Origin of the sequence: Arthrobacter sp. SLBN-100 (genome assembly GCF_006715305.1) — a bacterium.
GTDB lineage: Bacteria > Actinomycetota > Actinomycetes > Actinomycetales > Micrococcaceae > Arthrobacter.
Genome location: NZ_VFMY01000001.1, coordinates 3,616,826 through 3,632,876 on the forward strand (window position 1 = coordinate 3,616,826; position 16,051 = coordinate 3,632,876).

Annotated in this window: 16 protein-coding genes, 1 tRNA gene, 1 other RNA gene and 1 pseudogene; 7 read left to right on the forward strand and 12 right to left on the reverse strand. The window is 65.6% G+C overall.

Annotated features, from left to right (window positions below; genetic code table 11):
• Positions 1-35: 35 nt before the first annotated feature.
• Genes FBY31_RS16740 through FBY31_RS16755 form a run of 4 tightly spaced genes read right to left on the reverse strand, consistent with a single transcriptional unit; the run spans position 36 to position 2,458 of the window.
• A complete protein-coding gene (locus tag FBY31_RS16740; protein ID WP_142043412.1) occupies positions 36-383 on the reverse strand; it encodes a serine protease inhibitor in 348 nt (115 codons plus the stop codon).
• Entirely contained in the window at positions 380-1,333 is a 954-nt protein-coding gene (locus FBY31_RS16745; RefSeq protein WP_142043414.1) for a 3-methyladenine DNA glycosylase, read from the reverse strand. Before FBY31_RS16745 ends, FBY31_RS16740 begins: the two co-directional genes overlap by 4 nt.
• On the reverse strand, positions 1,290-1,910 hold the full coding sequence (locus tag FBY31_RS16750; RefSeq protein ID WP_235013093.1) for an SSI family serine proteinase inhibitor: 621 nt from the start codon (positions 1,908-1,910) through the stop codon (positions 1,290-1,292). The genes FBY31_RS16745 and FBY31_RS16750 overlap by 44 nt, the downstream gene beginning before the upstream one ends.
• Positions 1,907-2,458 carry a MarR family winged helix-turn-helix transcriptional regulator gene (locus FBY31_RS16755; RefSeq protein WP_142043416.1) on the reverse strand — a complete coding sequence of 184 codons (552 nt, stop codon included), beginning with the start codon at positions 2,456-2,458 and terminating at the stop codon, positions 1,907-1,909. Before FBY31_RS16755 ends, FBY31_RS16750 begins: the two co-directional genes overlap by 4 nt.
• 76 nt (positions 2,459-2,534) lie before the next feature.
• On the opposite strand from FBY31_RS16755, the gene FBY31_RS16760 reads away from it, so the two are divergent.
• A complete protein-coding gene (locus FBY31_RS16760) occupies positions 2,535-2,777 on the forward strand; it encodes a hypothetical protein (RefSeq protein ID WP_142043418.1) in 243 nt (80 codons plus the stop codon).
• Positions 2,778-2,948: 171 nt separating this feature from the next.
• Positions 2,949-3,164, forward strand: a complete 216-nt coding sequence (locus FBY31_RS16765) for a hypothetical protein (RefSeq protein WP_142043420.1) — start codon at positions 2,949-2,951, stop codon at positions 3,162-3,164.
• Between the two features lie 141 nt (positions 3,165-3,305).
• On the opposite strand, the gene FBY31_RS16770 is transcribed toward FBY31_RS16765, so the two are convergent.
• Entirely contained in the window at positions 3,306-4,664 is a 1,359-nt protein-coding gene (locus FBY31_RS16770) for an aspartate kinase (RefSeq protein ID WP_142043422.1), read from the reverse strand.
• Between the two features lie 241 nt (positions 4,665-4,905).
• Here FBY31_RS16770 and FBY31_RS16775 point away from each other — a divergent pair, with 241 nt between their 5' ends.
• Positions 4,906-5,253, forward strand: coding sequence for a hypothetical protein (locus tag FBY31_RS16775; protein ID WP_200833385.1), 348 nt, complete (start codon positions 4,906-4,908; stop codon positions 5,251-5,253).
• Positions 5,254-5,481: 228 nt separating this feature from the next.
• On the opposite strand, the gene FBY31_RS16780 is transcribed toward FBY31_RS16775, so the two are convergent.
• The 5 genes from FBY31_RS16780 to FBY31_RS16800 form a co-directional block, all read right to left on the reverse strand.
• Complete coding sequence (locus FBY31_RS16780) at positions 5,482-6,081, reverse strand: GNAT family N-acetyltransferase (protein WP_142043424.1); 600 nt, start codon at positions 6,079-6,081, stop codon at positions 5,482-5,484.
• Positions 6,082-6,097: 16 nt separating this feature from the next.
• Entirely contained in the window at positions 6,098-6,697 is a 600-nt protein-coding gene (recR, locus tag FBY31_RS16785) for a recombination mediator RecR (protein ID WP_142043426.1), read from the reverse strand.
• Positions 6,698-6,732: 35 nt separating this feature from the next.
• The gene (locus FBY31_RS16790; RefSeq protein WP_142043428.1) at positions 6,733-10,383 is read right to left on the reverse strand and encodes a DNA polymerase III subunit gamma and tau; all 3,651 of its coding nucleotides are present in this window, start codon (positions 10,381-10,383) and stop codon (positions 6,733-6,735) included.
• 51 nt (positions 10,384-10,434) lie between these two features.
• Positions 10,435-10,531, reverse strand: an RNA gene (gene ffs / locus FBY31_RS16795) — signal recognition particle sRNA small type.
• Between the two features lie 18 nt (positions 10,532-10,549).
• Positions 10,550-10,900, reverse strand: a complete 351-nt coding sequence (locus tag FBY31_RS16800) for a hypothetical protein (RefSeq protein WP_142043430.1) — start codon at positions 10,898-10,900, stop codon at positions 10,550-10,552.
• A gap of 323 nt (positions 10,901-11,223) precedes the next feature.
• Here FBY31_RS16800 and FBY31_RS16805 point away from each other — a divergent pair.
• A tRNA-Ser gene (locus tag FBY31_RS16805) sits at positions 11,224-11,308 on the forward strand.
• On the opposite strand, the gene FBY31_RS16810 is transcribed toward FBY31_RS16805, so the two are convergent.
• Entirely contained in the window at positions 11,273-12,307 is a 1,035-nt protein-coding gene (locus FBY31_RS16810) for an oxygenase MpaB family protein (RefSeq protein ID WP_142043432.1), read from the reverse strand. The two genes, FBY31_RS16805 and FBY31_RS16810, sit on opposite strands and share 36 nt — an antisense overlap.
• 154 nt (positions 12,308-12,461) lie before the next feature.
• Here FBY31_RS16810 and FBY31_RS23405 point away from each other — a divergent pair.
• Positions 12,462-13,223: pseudogene (locus FBY31_RS23405) on the forward strand (M23 family metallopeptidase); the annotation flags it as partial.
• A 110-nt stretch (positions 13,224-13,333) separates the two neighbouring features.
• Here FBY31_RS23405 and FBY31_RS23410 read toward each other — a convergent pair.
• On the reverse strand, positions 13,334-14,188 hold the full coding sequence (locus FBY31_RS23410) for a hypothetical protein (RefSeq protein WP_235013094.1): 855 nt from the start codon (positions 14,186-14,188) through the stop codon (positions 13,334-13,336).
• A gap of 265 nt (positions 14,189-14,453) precedes the next feature.
• Between FBY31_RS23410 and FBY31_RS16820 the strand changes: the two genes are divergently transcribed.
• Positions 14,454-14,939 (forward strand): glutathione peroxidase, encoded by a 486-nt coding sequence (locus FBY31_RS16820; protein WP_142043434.1) that lies wholly within the window; start codon positions 14,454-14,456, stop codon positions 14,937-14,939.
• A 160-nt stretch (positions 14,940-15,099) separates the two neighbouring features.
• Positions 15,100-16,029, forward strand: a complete 930-nt coding sequence (locus tag FBY31_RS16825) for a phosphodiesterase (protein WP_142043436.1) — start codon at positions 15,100-15,102, stop codon at positions 16,027-16,029.
• The last annotated feature ends 22 nt before the right edge of the window (positions 16,030-16,051 follow it).

Sequence of the window (16,051 nt, forward strand, 5' to 3'; positions counted from 1 at the left end):
GAACCGCCCGGGATCCTGCTTCTTTGCCGGTAAACCTAGGTGTTGCCCCAGGCGCCGCCTGTGCTGCCCAGCAGGGGTGCCATCGCTTTCCACCGTGAGATTTCGCAGCCGTCGGTCCGGGTGAAAACCGAATCAACAGCGCGCCCGTGGAACGTCCCGGTGACCTGGGCAACCTGCGGCCCTCCGTACTGCTGGGTGCACAGCCTGGGCGGCCCGGGTTTCGGGAAGAAGATGTCCTCACCGTGCTGCCGGACTGCTGTCAGTGCAGCTTCCGGGTCCGGCAGGTTGCTCTCAGCGGAAGGGCCATCGTCGTCGGCCACCAGCCGAAAGAGGTAATCGACTGCGTCAGGGTTTTCCCGCAGCCTGATGGTCAGGTCGATCATGCCGCAGCATCCCAGGAGAGTGCGGCCAGTTCGAGGGCAAGCTTTCTGCGGAGCCCGGCTGCCTCGGCGGCGAAAGAACGTTGCCGTTCCACGTAGGCGGCCTTGCCCTGCGCGGTTTCAATGGGAATGGCGGGGTAGCCCCACTCCGCAAGGTCGTAAGGGGAAGCCTGCATGTCCATGGCCCGGATGCGCCAGGACAGTTCAAAGCAATCCATCACCAGTTCACTGGGCAGGGCCGGCAGCAGCTTGTAGGCCCATTTGTACAGGTCCATGTTGGCGTGCAGGCACCCCGGCTGCTCCAGCTGCCGCTGGGATTCACGGCTGGGTGCCAGTTCATTGAGCGGGACGGCATCCGGGGTGTAGAAGCGGAAGGCATCGAAGTGGCTGCAACGGATCCGGTTGTCCTCCACCACCTTGTCCGTCCCCGCTGAACCGAGGCGCAGCTGCAGGTATTCGTGCCGCAGGTCGAACCGGTCCTGGTGGTAGACCATAGCCCATTCGTGCAGGCCGAAGCAGCCAAACTGGGCTGGCCTTGCTGCTGTGCCCCGCAGGATGATTTCAGCAAAGGAGACGGCATCCTTGCGGTCGGCAAGAAAGCCTTGGCGGTCGAAGGTGACCGCAGTACTTCCCGGCGGCAGGCCCAGGGCGGCGAGCTCGCCGTCGTCCGGCGTCCGGTAGTGTTTCCACCCGCGGCGGGCGGCCGCTTCCTTGCCCACAAGGACGACGCCGGCACCCGGGTGCCAGCGCCGGAGCTGGCCCGGTTTCCGGGTGTAGTACGTGAAGAGGAAGTCTTCTACCGGGTGTTTTTGCCCCGCGGAGCGCCGGGCAAGGTAGGGGTCCGCATAGCGGCCGACGCGCCTCTGGTGGGCTTCCTCCCTCGCCCGCCATTCATCCGCGGCCAGGACCCTAGGCTGCTCCACCGGTGGCACCGATGACGTCCTTTGCCGCATTCCAGGCACTGATTTCGCAGCCGTTGGTGCGCTTAAAGGCGTCTTCGACAGGGACGCCGTCCACCACTCCGGTGATCGTGGCTTCCTGGGGGCCGCCGTATTGCTGCGTGCACACCTGGTCGGTCCGGAGGGCCGGCGGAGCCAGCAGGGCGGCGTTTTCTTTCAGGGCTGCGCAGGCTGCATCCGCGGTGGGGTGCTGGCTTTCGGCGTCGGGCACGCCGTTGACGCAGACCAGGGTGTAGCGGACCTCGGGCTCGCCGGCCGACGGCTTGACGGTGATCGCCAGTTCGGCATTGCCTTGGCCGGGACCGGCTGACGGCCCCGTGGGTGGCTCGGGTGAGGGCGCCGGGGCGGTTGATTCGGCGTCGGGGGCGGTGCTGTCGGAAGGGGCAGCCGAACCCGGTGATGCTGATGACGAAGTAGGGGCTGTCGAGCTGGCCGAGGCGTCGCCGGACGGCGTGCCGCCGCCTTGGCCCGGGGAGCACGCCGGCACCAGCAGGAGCGCCGCCAACAGCAGCACTGTCGAATGCATCTTGCCTGCAGGCATATGGTGCCTGCGCCGCGGCCTGTCCGTCATGCTGACATTCTACTGCCGCGGCCAAGCGGCTGACCCTGGGAGGTAGCTGCGATGAGTCCCATCATCGACGCATGCAGCTCGGTGACCTGGTCCCGCGTCAGGCCAAGGCGCTCCATCATGGTCCCGGGGACCTTTAGCGCCTCCTGCCGCAGCGCCGCACCCGCTGGGGTCAGGTCAACGGCGAGGGCGCGCTCGTTGCCGTCCACCCGCCGTCGGGAGATCAGGCCCGACGCCTCAAGGCGCCGCAGCAGAGGCGAGATAGTGGCCGGTTCCTGCGCCAGCGCATCACTGATGTTCCGCACCGTCCGGGGACTGGACTCCCAGAGGCACAACATCACCAGGTACTGCGGGTGGGTGAGATTCATCCTCTCCAGTACGGGCTTGTAAGCGCCCACCACGCTGCGGGCTGCCACCGTCAAGGCGAAGCACAGCTGATGCTCCAGCAGCAGATCATCATCTTTCGGCGTGCCGGTACCGGCAGTGGCGGCGCCAGCCGGGGTCGCGGCGGCAGTTCCGGCTGCGGTAGCGGTGCTGGTTACAGGGTTCATCGGGACTCCAATTGTTAGTGCACTAATTATTAGCGTACGCTGTTGCTGGCCACGACATTACTGAAGGAGTCGGTTCATGGGTAAGGCAAGTCCTGGCAGCAAGGGGAATGCTTCCCAGCGCTTCATGCGGGCAACCGGCAAGCTGCGGGCCGTTTTCGGTCCCGCCAGCCGCACGTCCCTGGCCCATGACATGACGGAAGAAAACCGCCGGCTCCTGGCCCAGCGCGAGGCTGAAACCCAGCAGTGGGAGACCATCACGCGCCCCGACGGCAGCACCTACGTCGTGCCGCGGAACCCGGACGACAAATCACTCCGCTGACCCTGCTGCCGGACCGGTGCCGGTCCGGCATCGGTCCCGCCCCCGGTTCTCCCGGGCTGCAGATCCTTTTCGGGGCGCCGGGCGTAAAATAAGGGCACTGGCTCCGCCAGGAGCACGACCTTTTTTCTTGGAATAGCTCTCCCCCGGCATACGGGAAGGGGGTGGAAAACAGTGGCACATTTCGTCCAGGGGTTTATGAGCCTGACGGACAGGCTCCGCTTCTTCTTTGGCCCCGCCGCCAGGCTGGACTCCAGTTTGCCGGTTATGCACAGGCACGACGAATTCGAGCAGGCCTCGGAGGAGGAACTGACGCATTTTGTGGTGGAAAGCGATTCTGCAGGCCATCACTACGCGGTACGCCGCGACGACCTCGAGAAGGAGGCTTGACCCAGCCACCCCGGACAGCACTGCTGCGGTCAGACTCAAAAAATGCACTGGTGACGGACTCAGTCCGTCACCAGTGCATTCTTGTGGCAGGAAGCTTTGTTGCGGGAGCTCTGCTGCAGGGGATTTTGCTGCAGGAAGCGGCTAACGGCCCGTGCCGCCGTATACCGTGGCTTCGCTTTCGCTGTCCAGCTCGAAGGCCCGGTGGATCACGCGCACGGCCTCGTCCAGCAGGTCGGCGTGGGTAACAACAGAGATACGGATCTCCGAGGTGGAGATCATGTTGATGTTGATGCCGGCGTCCGAGAGTGCCTTGAAGAACGTAGCGGAGACGCCCGGGTGGGAGCGCATTCCGGCGCCGATCAGGGACAGCTTGCCAATCTGTTCGTTGTACTCGATGGTCTCGAAGCCGATCTGGTCCTGGGCTGCGTGCAGGGCTGCCAGGGCGTCGGCGCCTTCGACGATGGGCAGCGTGAAGGAGATGTCCGTCCGGCCGGTGCCGTGGGTGGAGACGTTCTGCACGATCATGTCGATGTTTGAGTGTGCATCTGCAATAACCTGGAAGATCGCGGCTGCCTTGCCGGGAATGTCCGGAACACCAACAACGGTGACCTTGGCTTCGGAACGGTCGTGCGCGACGCCGGAGATGATTGGCTGCTCCAAGGCAACTCCCTCTTGTGTGGTGATCTTGTCTTCGGCGCTGGGGATGACCCAGGTGCCTTCGTGCTGGCTGAATGACGAGCGGACGTGCAGCGGCACGCCGAACCTGCGCGCGTACTCGACGCAGCGAAGGTGCAGGATCTTGGCTCCCGAGGCTGCGAGTTCAAGCATTTCCTCGCTGGAGATCGTGTCGATCTTCCGGGCCGAGGGGACCACTCGCGGATCGGCGGTGTAGATACCGTCCACGTCGGTGTAGATTTCGCAGACGTCGGCCTCCAGGGCCGCTGCCAGTGCCACGGCCGTGGTGTCGGAACCGCCGCGGCCAAGGGTGGTGATTTCGTTGGTGGCGCGGCTCATGCCCTGGAAACCCGCCACGATGGCGATGTTGTCCTTATCGAGCGCGGTGCGGATCCGGTGGGGGTCGACGTCGATGATCCGGGCCTTGCCGTGGATGCCGTCGGTGATCATGCCGGCCTGGGAACCCGTGAAGGACTGGGCAGAGGCGCCCAGCTTGTTGATGGCCATGGCCAGGAGGGCCATGGAGATCCTCTCGCCGGCGGACAGCAGCATGTCCATCTCGCGGGCAGGGGCGGAATCGGTCACCTGGGCGGCAAGGTCAAGGAGTTCGTCAGTGGTGTCACCCATGGCCGATACCACCACAACCACTTCATTGCCGGCAGCCTGGGCATCCACCACCCGCTTGGCCACCCGCTTGATGCCATCGGCATCCGCCACGGACGATCCGCCAAACTTCTGCACGATGAGCTGTTTGGTCACGGCGGCGCCGCCGGGCAGCTCCTGCGGCTGCGTTGCGTTGTGCACTTCGGTAGTGGGCGTACTCATGCGCGAACCTTCACTGGATCAATGTGGAGTCCGGCCAGGCAGCCGTAATGCGTGTTGGCCCTGACCCGGGGAACTAGCGCCATTATTGGCGCGACTTCTTCCCACCAGTTTATCGCCGCGCAAGGCCAGGGGTTGAATTGTGACCGGATCCCGGCCCTCAGGGCCCCTGCCGGCAGGCTCCGCAGGCGTAGGCTCAAAGTCTCAGCATGCATCAAAACTGTGGGGGACAGGTGCACAATACATGGGGCGCAATGCGGACCGACGGGTCGCCTGGCTCCTGGCGATGAACCCATACGTGGTGGTGGCCGATGCGATCCCGTATAAGGACTGCTCGCAGGAGCGCAACTATTCGTCAGTGGGGGCTATAGAGAGCATCAGGCAGGGCGCCCGGTATGCCATGGCCGGTCCTGCGGGCACCTACCCCTGCGCAAACGGGGAAGTGAAGCCCCGGTACCTGGCGCAGTCCACCACGCTGTGGCCCTTGGGACTGGGCCTGCAGTTGTTGGTGGCCGTGCTGCTGATGTGGCTGGGTTGGCGTGCACTCCGCACACCGGCTCACAGGCTGGCGCGGGGAACGCGTATCGCTTGAAGCTTTCGCCTTGCTGGCCGGGGAGGCCCCCGGGAGGACTCACTGGCATGGCTGCCGGGGGAGCGAAAAACGCGGCGGGAGGCTCACAGGTTCCCTGTATTGAGGGCCAGGAGCGCGGCGACACCGAGTCCGAACTGCCGCTGGCTGCGGCTGGTATCGCGATGCAAATGGGTTCGGCAGGTGTGTTCCGTGCCGGCCGGGGAGTTGACCGCCCGGCGCACGTCCGGGTCAGTCGGATGAGCGGTGCGGACTGTCCAGACGAAACGTCAGAAGGGGGAAGCCTTTGCCGGCTGTGGCCTGGTCCGCCGGCAGCGTGGAGTCCGGCCGGAACCCAAGACTCTGGAGCAGCCGGATGGACCGGCTGTTGGGTTCGTAAACTGCCGCGACCACTGTGCTGATCCCGCATTGCGTGACGAGCCACTTCACCAGCGCCGCCGCAGCTTCACGGCCGTATCCACGGTGGTGATGATCAGGATGCAGGACGTAGGCCAACGCGGCGTGCCCGGCAGGATGTGTTCCGGGGGCGAGCAGGCCCGTCGCGGCCATGCCCGTACTGTTCCAGGTCCGGGCATCGCCAACCAATTCTCCCGACTCTCGCAAGGTGATTCCCCAGCCGTAGTTGAACCATGTGCCGGTGGATGCCCTGCACAGAGCCAGCAGCTCCGTCAGGCGCTCCCTGTTTTCCTCTACAGTAAGGGGATCGTGCGAGAGGTACCGGGTGGCCGCGGGGTCGCTTCGGTAACTGTGGATGGCGGCTTCGTCCGAACCACTCAGCGGCCGCAGAACGAGCCGCTCGGTGACCAGCGGCTCGATGTTCCCGGGAACCATCGCCCTACCCCAATCCTTAGCTCAGCGCGTTACGGCGGCCTTCGAAAGCGCGTCCCAGCGTGATCTCGTCTGCGTACTCCAGATCGCCGCCAACCGGAAGTCCGGACGCGAGCCGGGTCACGGTGATCCCGATGGTTTTCAGCATCCTGGCCAGGTAGGTCGCCGTTGCCTCTCCCTCAAGGTTGGGATCGGTGGCGATGATCACTTCCTGGATGGCGCCGTCGTTCAGCCGGGTGAGGAGCTCGCGGATCCGCAGCTGCTCCGGGCCGATGCCGGCGATCGGGTTAATGGCTCCGCCCAGCACGTGGTACCGGCCCCGGAACGACCGGGTGCGCTCCACCGCGAGAACATCCTTGGATTCCTCCACCACGCAGATCACTGCGGGATCACGCCGGGGGTCACGGCAGATGTTGCAGAGTTCCTGCTCCGTGACGTTGCCGCAGACGCTGCAGAACTTGACCCGTTCCTTCACGGTGGTGATGGCTTCCACCAGTCGCTTCATGTCCTGCGGGTCCGCTTCAAGGATGTGGAACGCCAGCCGCTGTGCGGATTTGGGGCCCACGCCGGGAAGGCGTCCGAGCTCGTCAATCAGCTCCTGGACAGCACCTTCGTACACGTTTTCCTCTTTAGCTAGGGCGGATAGTGGTTGGATCAGTAGCGGGGCGGCACGGGGCTGCCGTCGGGGGACCGTTCCTCGATCAGCTTCCCGCCGAGGATGCGTTCCACCGCGGCACGGCCGAAGACGCCGGATGCCTCAATGGTCTCATCGTCGGGGCTCGGGATGTCCTGGACGTCCGTCGCTGCGGCCGGGATGGCCCGGGCCGGGGCTTTTGCCCGGCCTGCCTCGGCCTCGGGGCTGTTGGACAGACGCTGGTAAAGGCTCTGCCGTGTGCCCGTCGGAGCCGGGGAGGCCACCGGAGTAGACGAGGCCACGGGTGCAGCCGGCGCCTGCGCGGCAGCGGGGGCCGGCCGCGCTGCCGGAACCGGCGCGGCGGCGGGAGCGGCTGACGCCATGGCGAACTCCCGAGCCGGTTCCGGTGCGGACCCGGAGGGATCAGGGCTTGAGGGATCAGGGCTTGAGCGATCCGGGGTTGAGGGATCCGAACCGGGGGTAGCCGTATTCATGCGGCCCGGAATGGACCGCAGGGGTTCCGTGCCCTGGCCTGCCGCCCGGGCCGTCGAAGATGCCGGCGCTGCGAGGCCCCACTCGGCGTCCACGGTGGCGGCTGTGCGGGTGACCGGTATGGAAGGAGGAATTTGCGCAGCAGCGGGTTCGTAGTGGTGGGTTGGAGCGGAGGTGGCAGGTTCCTTGTCCGGGAGGCCGGCAACCGGCGCTTTGCCTATGTTGCTTTCCTCACCGACCACCCATACGCCAGGTGCCTGCTCCACAGCACGGGTCCAAGGGTCGTGCGGTGTATCTCCAGCGGGTGCGGGCATGGAAGAGAATTTTCCGGTGCTTGCTTGGATTCGGGTGTCTGCCCCGGTTCCGGGATGGTTGCCCGGCAGGTCTCCAGCGGCTGAAGCCGCTGTTGGACCGGCAGCCCCGGAGTTTCCGGCGCCGGCGCTGTCCTGGCTGGCCCGGCCAGCCCCGCCGGCCCCGTCAGCCCCCACGGACCGGGCTTGCGGGCGCGCCGAAGGGTCCCAGTCCAGGGGAGGCTCTTCATCCAGCGGAGGAGCGTCTTCGTCCCGGGGCGGACCCCAGTCGTCGTCAGAATACGAGTAGTCACCGGAGGCGCCGCTGTAAGGATCGGTCTGGGCGGAAGGAACGTGGGCCGAAGGGGCGGCGGGAGCGGCTGCCGCCGGTTGAGTCGAAAGAACCCGAGCCGAAGGGGTTGCCGGAGCGGCTGCCGCCGGTTGAACCTGGGTAGTGCTAGCGGCTGGTGCGGGCTGAGTTGGGAAGTTACCGGCGCCAGATGCACGCCGAACGTTCCCCCCCTGCGGGAGTCCGGTGGCCGGTGCGGCAGTGCGCACGGCGGAGCCGTCGGCGTCAGCTGCAGTGCTCCCTGGAGTGGGCCCCTGGCCTGTACCCGTTGCCGCCGGTGATGTTGTGGCCGGTTCGGCTGCCGGGGACGACTGCGCGGGGGCCAGTCCCCAGGCAACATCAGCTGACGTTGCCGGGGCAGGCCGGCTAGCGGGTGCTTTTGGGTTTGGTTCAGAGCTCGCCCGGTCGCCGCCGGCTACCGCGGTGATCTGGCAGTCAATACCCACAGTCTTGTGGATTGCCTGCCGCAGGTTTTCCGAATGGTCCGCCCGACCAAAGGCGCCCGCGAGTCCCGACGTGGTGAACGAAAGAGTAAGTGTGTGTCCGTCAAAGGCGCTCACTTGGGCGTTCGGCTCAACGAGTGCCCAGGTGCTGCGCTTGATCTTCGTCAGCGTCTGCAGGACGTCCGGCCACGCGCGGCGCAGCACTTCGACGTCGCCCATGGCTGCCGGCGGAGCCCCGGGAGCGGAGGAAGCCGGACCGGCGGGACCCGTTTCAGGTTGCGCGGGCCCAGCGGGAGCGGTTCCAGAATGGGAGGGCCCAGCGGGAGCGGTTCCAGAATGGGAGGGCCCAGCGGGGGAGGCCTCGGGCCGCACGTCAGGTGTCTTCCGGGCGTCCGGGCCTGCAGCCTGTGTGGTGCCGGTGGCTGGTGCCACGTTCGTTTGGCCACCTGCCGGAGCTGCGGGTCCGGGGACGGCCGTGCGGGCCGGTGCGCCCTGGGGTACTGCGCCGGGGACGGCCCCCGCGTCAGGGCTGGCATCAGCCGGGGCGGGGCGGGTCCCGGCGGGAGCCTCCACCGGCCAGTCGCTGGTGCTCACACGGGGCGCGGTCAGTGGTGGACGCGTTCCAGCGTCGGTTGGAGCGGCTCCGGCGGAAGGCCTGGCTTCCGGGGCTACTGCAGCCGCAGGCGCCTGGTGCCGTGCAGGACCGGATACAGCAGGCTCGGCAGGTGCGGAGACTGCGGGTTGCGTTCGTGCCGGTTCCGGCAGGGCTGGTTCCGGCACGGCTGGTGCGGGGCCCGCCGGCTCTGTCCGGGCGGCGCCAGGACCAGATGCGGGAGCAGGTGCGGTGTTGCCACCAAGTGCGCCCTGACCTGTCGGTGCAGGGTGGTGCCCCGATGCGACGGCGGCGGGAGCACCGACCTCGTTTCCGGCGTAATTTAGCCGGCGTTCCACGCGGTCAATCCGCGCCGCCATACCGCGCTCGTTCTGCTCCGAACTGGGTAGCAGGATCCGGGCACACAGGAGCTCCAGGTGCAGCCGCGGTGAGGTAGCGCCAGTCATTTCGGTCAATGCCGTGTTGGTGACGTCTGCGGCGCGGGACAACTCGGCGGCCCCAAGGTTGTGGGCCTGGTTCTTCAGCCTGGCGATCTGGTCGGCAGGCATGCCGCGGAGGATGGTCTGCGCGCTTTCAGGCATGGCCTGGACGATGATGAGGTCGCGGAAGCGTTCCAGCAGGTCCTCAACGAACCGGCGCGGGTCATGGCCGGTCTGGATGACCCTGTCCACGGCGCGGAAAACCGTGGCGGCGTCCGAGGCGGCAACAGCCTCCACAACGTCGTCGAGCAATGAAGCGTGCGTGTATCCGAGGAGCGCAACGGCAAGCTCGTAGTCCAGGCCGTTGCGCCCGGCACCCGCCATCAACTGGTCCAGGACGGAAAGGGAATCACGGACAGAACCGCCGCCGGCACGAATCACCAGCGACAGTACTCCGGGCGCCACCGGGACGTTCTCCTGGTTGCACAGAAGTTCCAGGTAAGCCATCAGCGGCTCGGGCGGCACCAGCCGGAAGGGATAGTGGTGCGTCCGGGAGCGGATGGTGCCAATGACCTTGTCCGGCTCAGTGGTGGCGAAGATGAACTTGATGTGTTCCGGTGGTTCTTCAACGATCTTCAGCAGGGCGTTGAACCCGGCGGATGTCACCATGTGCGCTTCGTCGATGATGAAAATCTTGTAGCGGTCCCGGACGGGAGCGTAAGTGGCCCGCTCGCGCAGGTCCCGCGCGTCGTCCACGCCGCCATGGCTGGCGGCGTCGATCTCGATGACGTCCAGCGAACCGGATCCGCCGCGGGCAAGCTCAACGCAGCTCGGGCAGGTGCCGCAAGGGGTGTCCGTGGGGCCCTTGGCGCAGTTCAGGCAGCGCGCCAGAATTCGCGCTGAAGTGGTTTTGCCGCAGCCCCTGGGGCCGGAAAACAGGTAAGCATGGCTGACGCGGTTTTTCCGCAAAGCCGTCATCAGCGGCTCCGTGACATGCTCTTGCCCGATAACGTCAGCGAAAGAGTCTGGACGGTATCTGCGGTAGAGGGCGGTAGTAACTGTCACAGAGAAAACCCTACCAATCCGGGCTGACACTCTGCCGCCCTGTGGGGGAATAGTAAAGACCCCCCATGCACCCGCCAGAGCCCATTTACCCTTGCTACCTTCCGGTCCTGGGGGAGTTCAACAGGATGACGCCACATGAGGGGCCGCCAGTTACTTTACCCGAAGTTCAGGCACGACTCGAATCGGCCCCCTGAGCGCGCCAGGCCTCTACCTTCCAGCTCATCAAGGCCGGTTCCTCATACGGGTGCGCGGCCCGCAACGCAACGACCACGGCTTCGAGCAGCGGGCGTTCAACCACGCATTCAACCCGGTCCTCGGCCGCTTCCTCTGGAATCCCCACCCGCCCTTGATAGGGGACGGCGCCATCCTGTGGAGTGAAACGGCCTGTTCCCCGGGAGGTGAAGGAGCAGTGCGAGTAGTTTCCGATCCGGCCGGCTCCGGCGTCACCAATTGCCTTCAGAACCCGTTCTGTGTGGGTGACGGGGACGTAAAACACCACGACGTGCAGTTCGCTCATGCCTCCCATGGTTCCCCATCCGCCAAGGCAAGGCTGGAAATTCATTGCTTATCCACGCGCCAGCCACGATCATGGGTATGTACACCGATTGGGGCAATCTCAAGATTGTGAGCTGCGAGGCCTGGCTGAACGGGGCCGGACCCGGCAGCTCAACGGGGTTCCGATGGAATGGGCGCGTTGGGGGCGCCCATTTCTGGTTAAGCCCGGACAGTACCCTCCCGGGGAGCGGCCGGGAAAGCCGCCAATACAGGGGCGGGACCGCCAATTGGGCGAAGTGGAAAAGATCAGGTAGTCTAGTACCTGCTTTTGATTCAGAAGCAGCTGGAGAATTCGCCTAGCGGCCTATGGCGCACGCCTGGAACGCGTGTTGGGTTAACGCCCTCGGGGGTTCAAATCCCCCATTCTCCGCCGGTTGGAACCCGGTCCCGCATCGTCGGGACCGGGTTCTTTCGTTTGCCCATCGTCCACCTTCCAGCCGCCTTGGGCAGCCCCTTCAACTTCCGCGAAGCCCAGCCGCCGGAGCCGTTCCCTGGCTGCCAGTTCACTCGTGCTGCGCCGCCCCAGGGCAAGGCGGACGACGCCGAGCACCACCTTGGTGGCGAGCTTCACCGGCAGAGGGAAAGGGCCCAGCCGTGGCACGGACAGGCCGAGCATCTGGCGGTATCTGGGCTCGAGGCTGTAGACCGCTCCGGCAAACAAAACACGGTATCCGGGCCGAAACATCGGATGCAGCGGCGGGTTTCGGATAAATTCCACCGTCTCTTCCACCTGGCGGTCCACCCGCAGCTCACCGTTCTGGTACCACCGGTCGAGTTGTGCCCGCATGGCGGCTTCGCTGAGTGGCGGATCCTCGATGCCCATCAGCCGCCCGGCTTGCGCCCACTCGCGGACATACGCATCCGGGCCGCCGGGGATGGGACCGCCCCATAATTTGTGGGCTGTGAGGAACGCGTCCGTAAACGCTATATGGATCCAGCTTGCCAGTTCTGGATCGTTGGCGCTGTAGTTGCGCGGCGTTCCCTGATTGTCCACGAAGCTGCCATGTACCGGCTCGTGGAGGCGCTGCACGCGCCGTGAAGCCTCCTGCGCGGCAGCCTTGGAACCGTATGTCACGGTGAAGATCCAGCGGATGGTCGCTGCCAGGCGGGTGAGGGGGTCCTCGCGAAAGCTGGAGTGCTCGTGCACGCCGGCAAGGGCTCCCGGGTGAAGGGACTGCATCAGCAGCGTCCGGATTCCTGCCACGATCGGGGACATGGAGCCGTGCACCGCCCAAACGGCCGAGCCCGGGAGGTGGTAGCCGGGGTCATCTCCTTCTGCGAGCTTGGCCACCCAGTCTGGGACTGAATCGGCCCTGCCGGTAAAGGTCTTCTTGAGTTCGTGCTGCCATTTCCGAAGGAAGCTGCGCATATCCCATTGTTGCCACGAGAAGACAGGCGAGGCTAGGAGCGGCGTGTACCGCAAGGTTTGCTCAATTATTCGAGTAGAGCTGCACCGCGGGGTTCACAGGCTTCCGGGCGTGTGGTCCCATGGGAGATACCGTCAAGACACCGGGCGGCTGATTATGTTCTGGAGTCAGTCTTTGGGGAATCATCGGAGACTAGATCGCACTGAGCCGCGTGGTCCTTGTGGTTCCCTCGTGCGTGCCTTCGCAGCTGCGGGTGCCCTTGCCCTCTCCGTTTGGGCCCTGAACCTCTCGGGTAGCGCAGAGGAATGGACTGCCGCGACAGCGGAACCGGCCAGCAGGGCTGCCCTGTCCGCTGGCCCTGGTGCGGCTGAGGTGCTGTCCGGGCGCCAAGGTGAATTGCCGTCGGGCATTGTTGGCGCCGGTAGTTTGCCGGCTGCGATCGTCAGCGATCCACAGGCCCTGGTTCCCTTCCCCCGCCCGGTAGTGGGCAGTTACGCCGGGGATGGTTCCCAGCCGCTGGCGGTCGGGGCCGCCGCGCTGGCCAGGCCCGCGGCCGGCTTCCTCAGGGCGCCACTTGAACTGCTCATCCCCAGTTCGCCCTTCGGTCTCCGGGTGAGCCCCCTGTCCGGGGCCGCGGGTGACTTCCACCTCGGCCAGGACTATGCCGCGCCGTGCGGAACAAAAGTGTATGCCGCCGATTCAGGAGTGGTCCGCGCCGCCGGATGGCACCCCTGGGGCGGGGGCAACCGCGTGGAGATTGACCATGGCAATGGCTTGATCACCACCTACAACCACCTGGAAGCCATTGCTGTGCGCAGGGGCGACAGGATCAATGTTGGGCAATTCATCGCCGAGGTGGGTACCACAGGATGGTCTACAGGATGCCACCTGCACTTCGAAACGATCCTTAACGGGCGCCATGTCAGTCCGCTGACGTGGAAACTGCTGCCGCTGCGTCCCCTTGCAGGCAACGGAGCCGAAGAGCTGCAAAGCTATGCGCCCGGCAGCGGTTCCCCGCTGGGGTGGCTTCAGTGGGTCATACCAGTCGGCTTTGGTCCGGGCGATCTTGAGGATGCAGGCGATGCGGGAACGCCTGGGACGCCGGCCTCCCCGTCGTTGGCTGTGCCCGCGGGCGAAAGCTCGCCTGCCCTAAGTGAGCCGTCGCCGTCACCGTCGCCCACGACATCGACCGTGTCGCCGTCACCGTCGCCCACGACATCGACCGTGTCGCCGTCACCGTCGCCCACGACATCGACCGTGTCGCCGTCACCGTCGCCCACGACATCGACCGTGTCGCCGTCACCGTCGCCCACGACATCGACCGTGTCGCCGTCACCGTCGCCCACGACATCGACCGTGTCGCCGTCACCGTCGCCCACGACATCGACCGTGTCGCCGTCACCGTCGCCCACGACATCGACCGTGTCGCCGTCACCGTCGCCCACGACATCGACCGTGTCGCCGTCACCGTCGCCCACGACATCGACCGTGTCGCCGTCACCGTCGCCCACGACATCGACCGTGTCGCCGTCACCGTCGCCCACGACATCGACCGTGTCGCCGTCGCCCACGCCCACGACATCGACCGTGTCGCCGACACCGACGCCAACTGCGACTCCGACTCCGACAATAACGCCGACTCCGACGCCGACTCCGACTCCGACTCCGACAATGACGCCGACGCCGACGCCGACTCCGACAATGACGGCGACACTGGCACCGACTGCGCCGGTTGTGGCGTCGCCGAGTGAGCCGACATCGACCGCGACCCTGTCGCCGACTGCGCCGGTTGAGGCGTCGCCGAGTGAGCCGACGGCGACGGCGACGGCGACCGCGACTCCGACGGCGACCGCGACCCTGGCACCGAGTGCGCCTTCGCCCACCGGGGCTGCTGACCCCACGGAACCTGCGCCCACGACACCAGCCTCCCGTTAGTCACCGATTGAACAGCACCAGTTGAGGCGACGTCGGCGGCCGATGCGCCGCTGTCGCCCGCGCCAACGAGTCCTCACAAGTCTGTGAAAGCGTGCGCCGGGAAGGAGGTCAGGAGCCACGCGAGGAGCAGCCAGGAAATGTCCAGCCCGGACCAGTACTCTGATCCCTCGGCAACGAATTCCACTTATGACAAACTTCCTGAGGACGCAGCCTGTGACACCCTTGTATCCGATCCCCCTGACCCTGAACGACGGAACCAAGACTGATTTCGGCAGGTTCAAGGGGGAGGTGGTGATGGTGGTCAACGTCGCCTCCAACTGCGGCCTGACACCCCAGTACGCCGGACTGGAGGCGCTGTACGAAAAGTTCCGCGACCGCGGATTCAACATCCTGGGGGTCCCGTGCAACCAGTTCGCAGGCCAGGAGCCTGGCAGTGACAGCGAAATCGCGGAGTTCTGCGAGCGGAATTACGGTGTGACCTTCCCTCTGACGGTCAAGGCCGACGTCCGCGGCAAGGACCAGCACCCGCTCTACACTGAGCTGACCAGATTCAAGACGGGGCTGCTGCCGGGACTGGTGAAATGGAACTTCGAGAAGTTCCTGGTTAACCGGGACGGCGAAGTGGTGGCCCGCTTCGCGCCGACTGTGGAGCCCGACTCTGCGGAAATCATCGATGCCATCGACAACGCCCTGGGCTGAAACTGCGCGTTCCCGAATTAATTCAAGGAATGCGCAGTTCTTTTAGCTTTTTCCACACCGGCTTCGGCGATTCACCCCAAGTTTGCCAAATGTCTGATTGGATAAAGATTACTGAAGGGTACAAGGGAAGAGCGGCTTCCCACCGACCACAGAGGCAGCAATGGAGCACATCGAGGCCGAACATCCCCGGCCACGCCACTTCCTACTCCACCTGAGCGATCCCCACTTGTTGGGAGGTCCGGATCCCCTCTACGGCGTCGTAGACAGCGAAGAGCGGCTCATCCAGCTCTTCGAAGAGGTCAAAGCATCCGGGGCGAGGCCCGAAGCGGTCATCTTCACCGGAGACCTTGCAGACAAGGGCGATCCGGAAGCCTATGTGAAGCTCCGGGCCATCGTTGAGCCTGCCTGCCGGGAACTGGGGGCAGAAGTTATCTGGGCCATGGGAAACCATGACAACCGGGCGAACTTCCGGAAGGGCCTGCTGGACCAGCCCGGCAACGACGACCCCCTGGACCACAGCTACTTCATTAACGGCCTGCGCGTCATCACCCTGGACACGTCAGTCCCGGGCTTCCACCATGGCGAACTTGATGACTCCCAGCTCGACTGGCTGGCGCGGGAACTGGACACCCCGGCCCCTGACGGCACCATTCTGGCGCTCCACCACCCGCCTGTTCCCTCCGTCCTGGACCTTTCGGTCCTGGTGGAGCTCAGGGACCAGGCATCCCTGGCAGCGGTAGTCCGGGACTCGGATGTCCGGACCATCCTGGCCGGCCACCTGCACTACTCCACCACAGCGAACTTTGCCGGCGTCCCCGTCTCTGTCGCCTCCGCCAGTTGCTACACCCAGGACCTGAACGTTCCCGTGGGGGGTACCCGGGGGCAGGACGGCGGGCAGTCGTTCAACCTGGTGCATGTTTACGAGCACACCATCGTGCACTCGGTGGTCCCGCTGGGAAGTTCAACGACGGTAGGCGAGTATGTGCCGCCGGAAGAGACAGAGCGCCGGCTGGCAGCGGCAGGAATCCGGATCCCGGAAACCGCAAAGCAGCGGAACAGCGTGAAGCACGGCCTGCCCACAAGCCGCTAGAAAGGTGCGGCCAGGAAGGCAT

Coding starts and splice junctions, on each gene's coding strand:
- FBY31_RS16740 (WP_142043412.1), bottom strand. CDS start 383: ATGATCGACCTGACCATCAGGCTGCGGGAAAACCCTGACGCAGTCGAT.
- FBY31_RS16745 (WP_142043414.1), bottom strand. CDS start 1,333: ATGCGGCAAAGGACGTCATCGGTGCCACCGGTGGAGCAGCCTAGGGTC.
- FBY31_RS16750 (WP_235013093.1), bottom strand. CDS start 1,910: ATGACGGACAGGCCGCGGCGCAGGCACCATATGCCTGCAGGCAAGATG.
- FBY31_RS16755 (WP_142043416.1), bottom strand. CDS start 2,458: ATGAACCCTGTAACCAGCACCGCTACCGCAGCCGGAACTGCCGCCGCG.
- FBY31_RS16760 (WP_142043418.1), top strand. CDS start 2,535: ATGGGTAAGGCAAGTCCTGGCAGCAAGGGGAATGCTTCCCAGCGCTTC.
- FBY31_RS16770 (WP_142043422.1), bottom strand. CDS start 4,664: ATGAGTACGCCCACTACCGAAGTGCACAACGCAACGCAGCCGCAGGAG.
- FBY31_RS16775 (WP_200833385.1), top strand. CDS start 4,906: ATGGGGCGCAATGCGGACCGACGGGTCGCCTGGCTCCTGGCGATGAAC.
- FBY31_RS16780 (WP_142043424.1), bottom strand. CDS start 6,081: ATGGTTCCCGGGAACATCGAGCCGCTGGTCACCGAGCGGCTCGTTCTG.
- FBY31_RS16800 (WP_142043430.1), bottom strand. CDS start 10,900: ATGAGCGAACTGCACGTCGTGGTGTTTTACGTCCCCGTCACCCACACA.
- FBY31_RS16810 (WP_142043432.1), bottom strand. CDS start 12,307: ATGCGCAGCTTCCTTCGGAAATGGCAGCACGAACTCAAGAAGACCTTT.
- FBY31_RS16825 (WP_142043436.1), top strand. CDS start 15,100: ATGGAGCACATCGAGGCCGAACATCCCCGGCCACGCCACTTCCTACTC.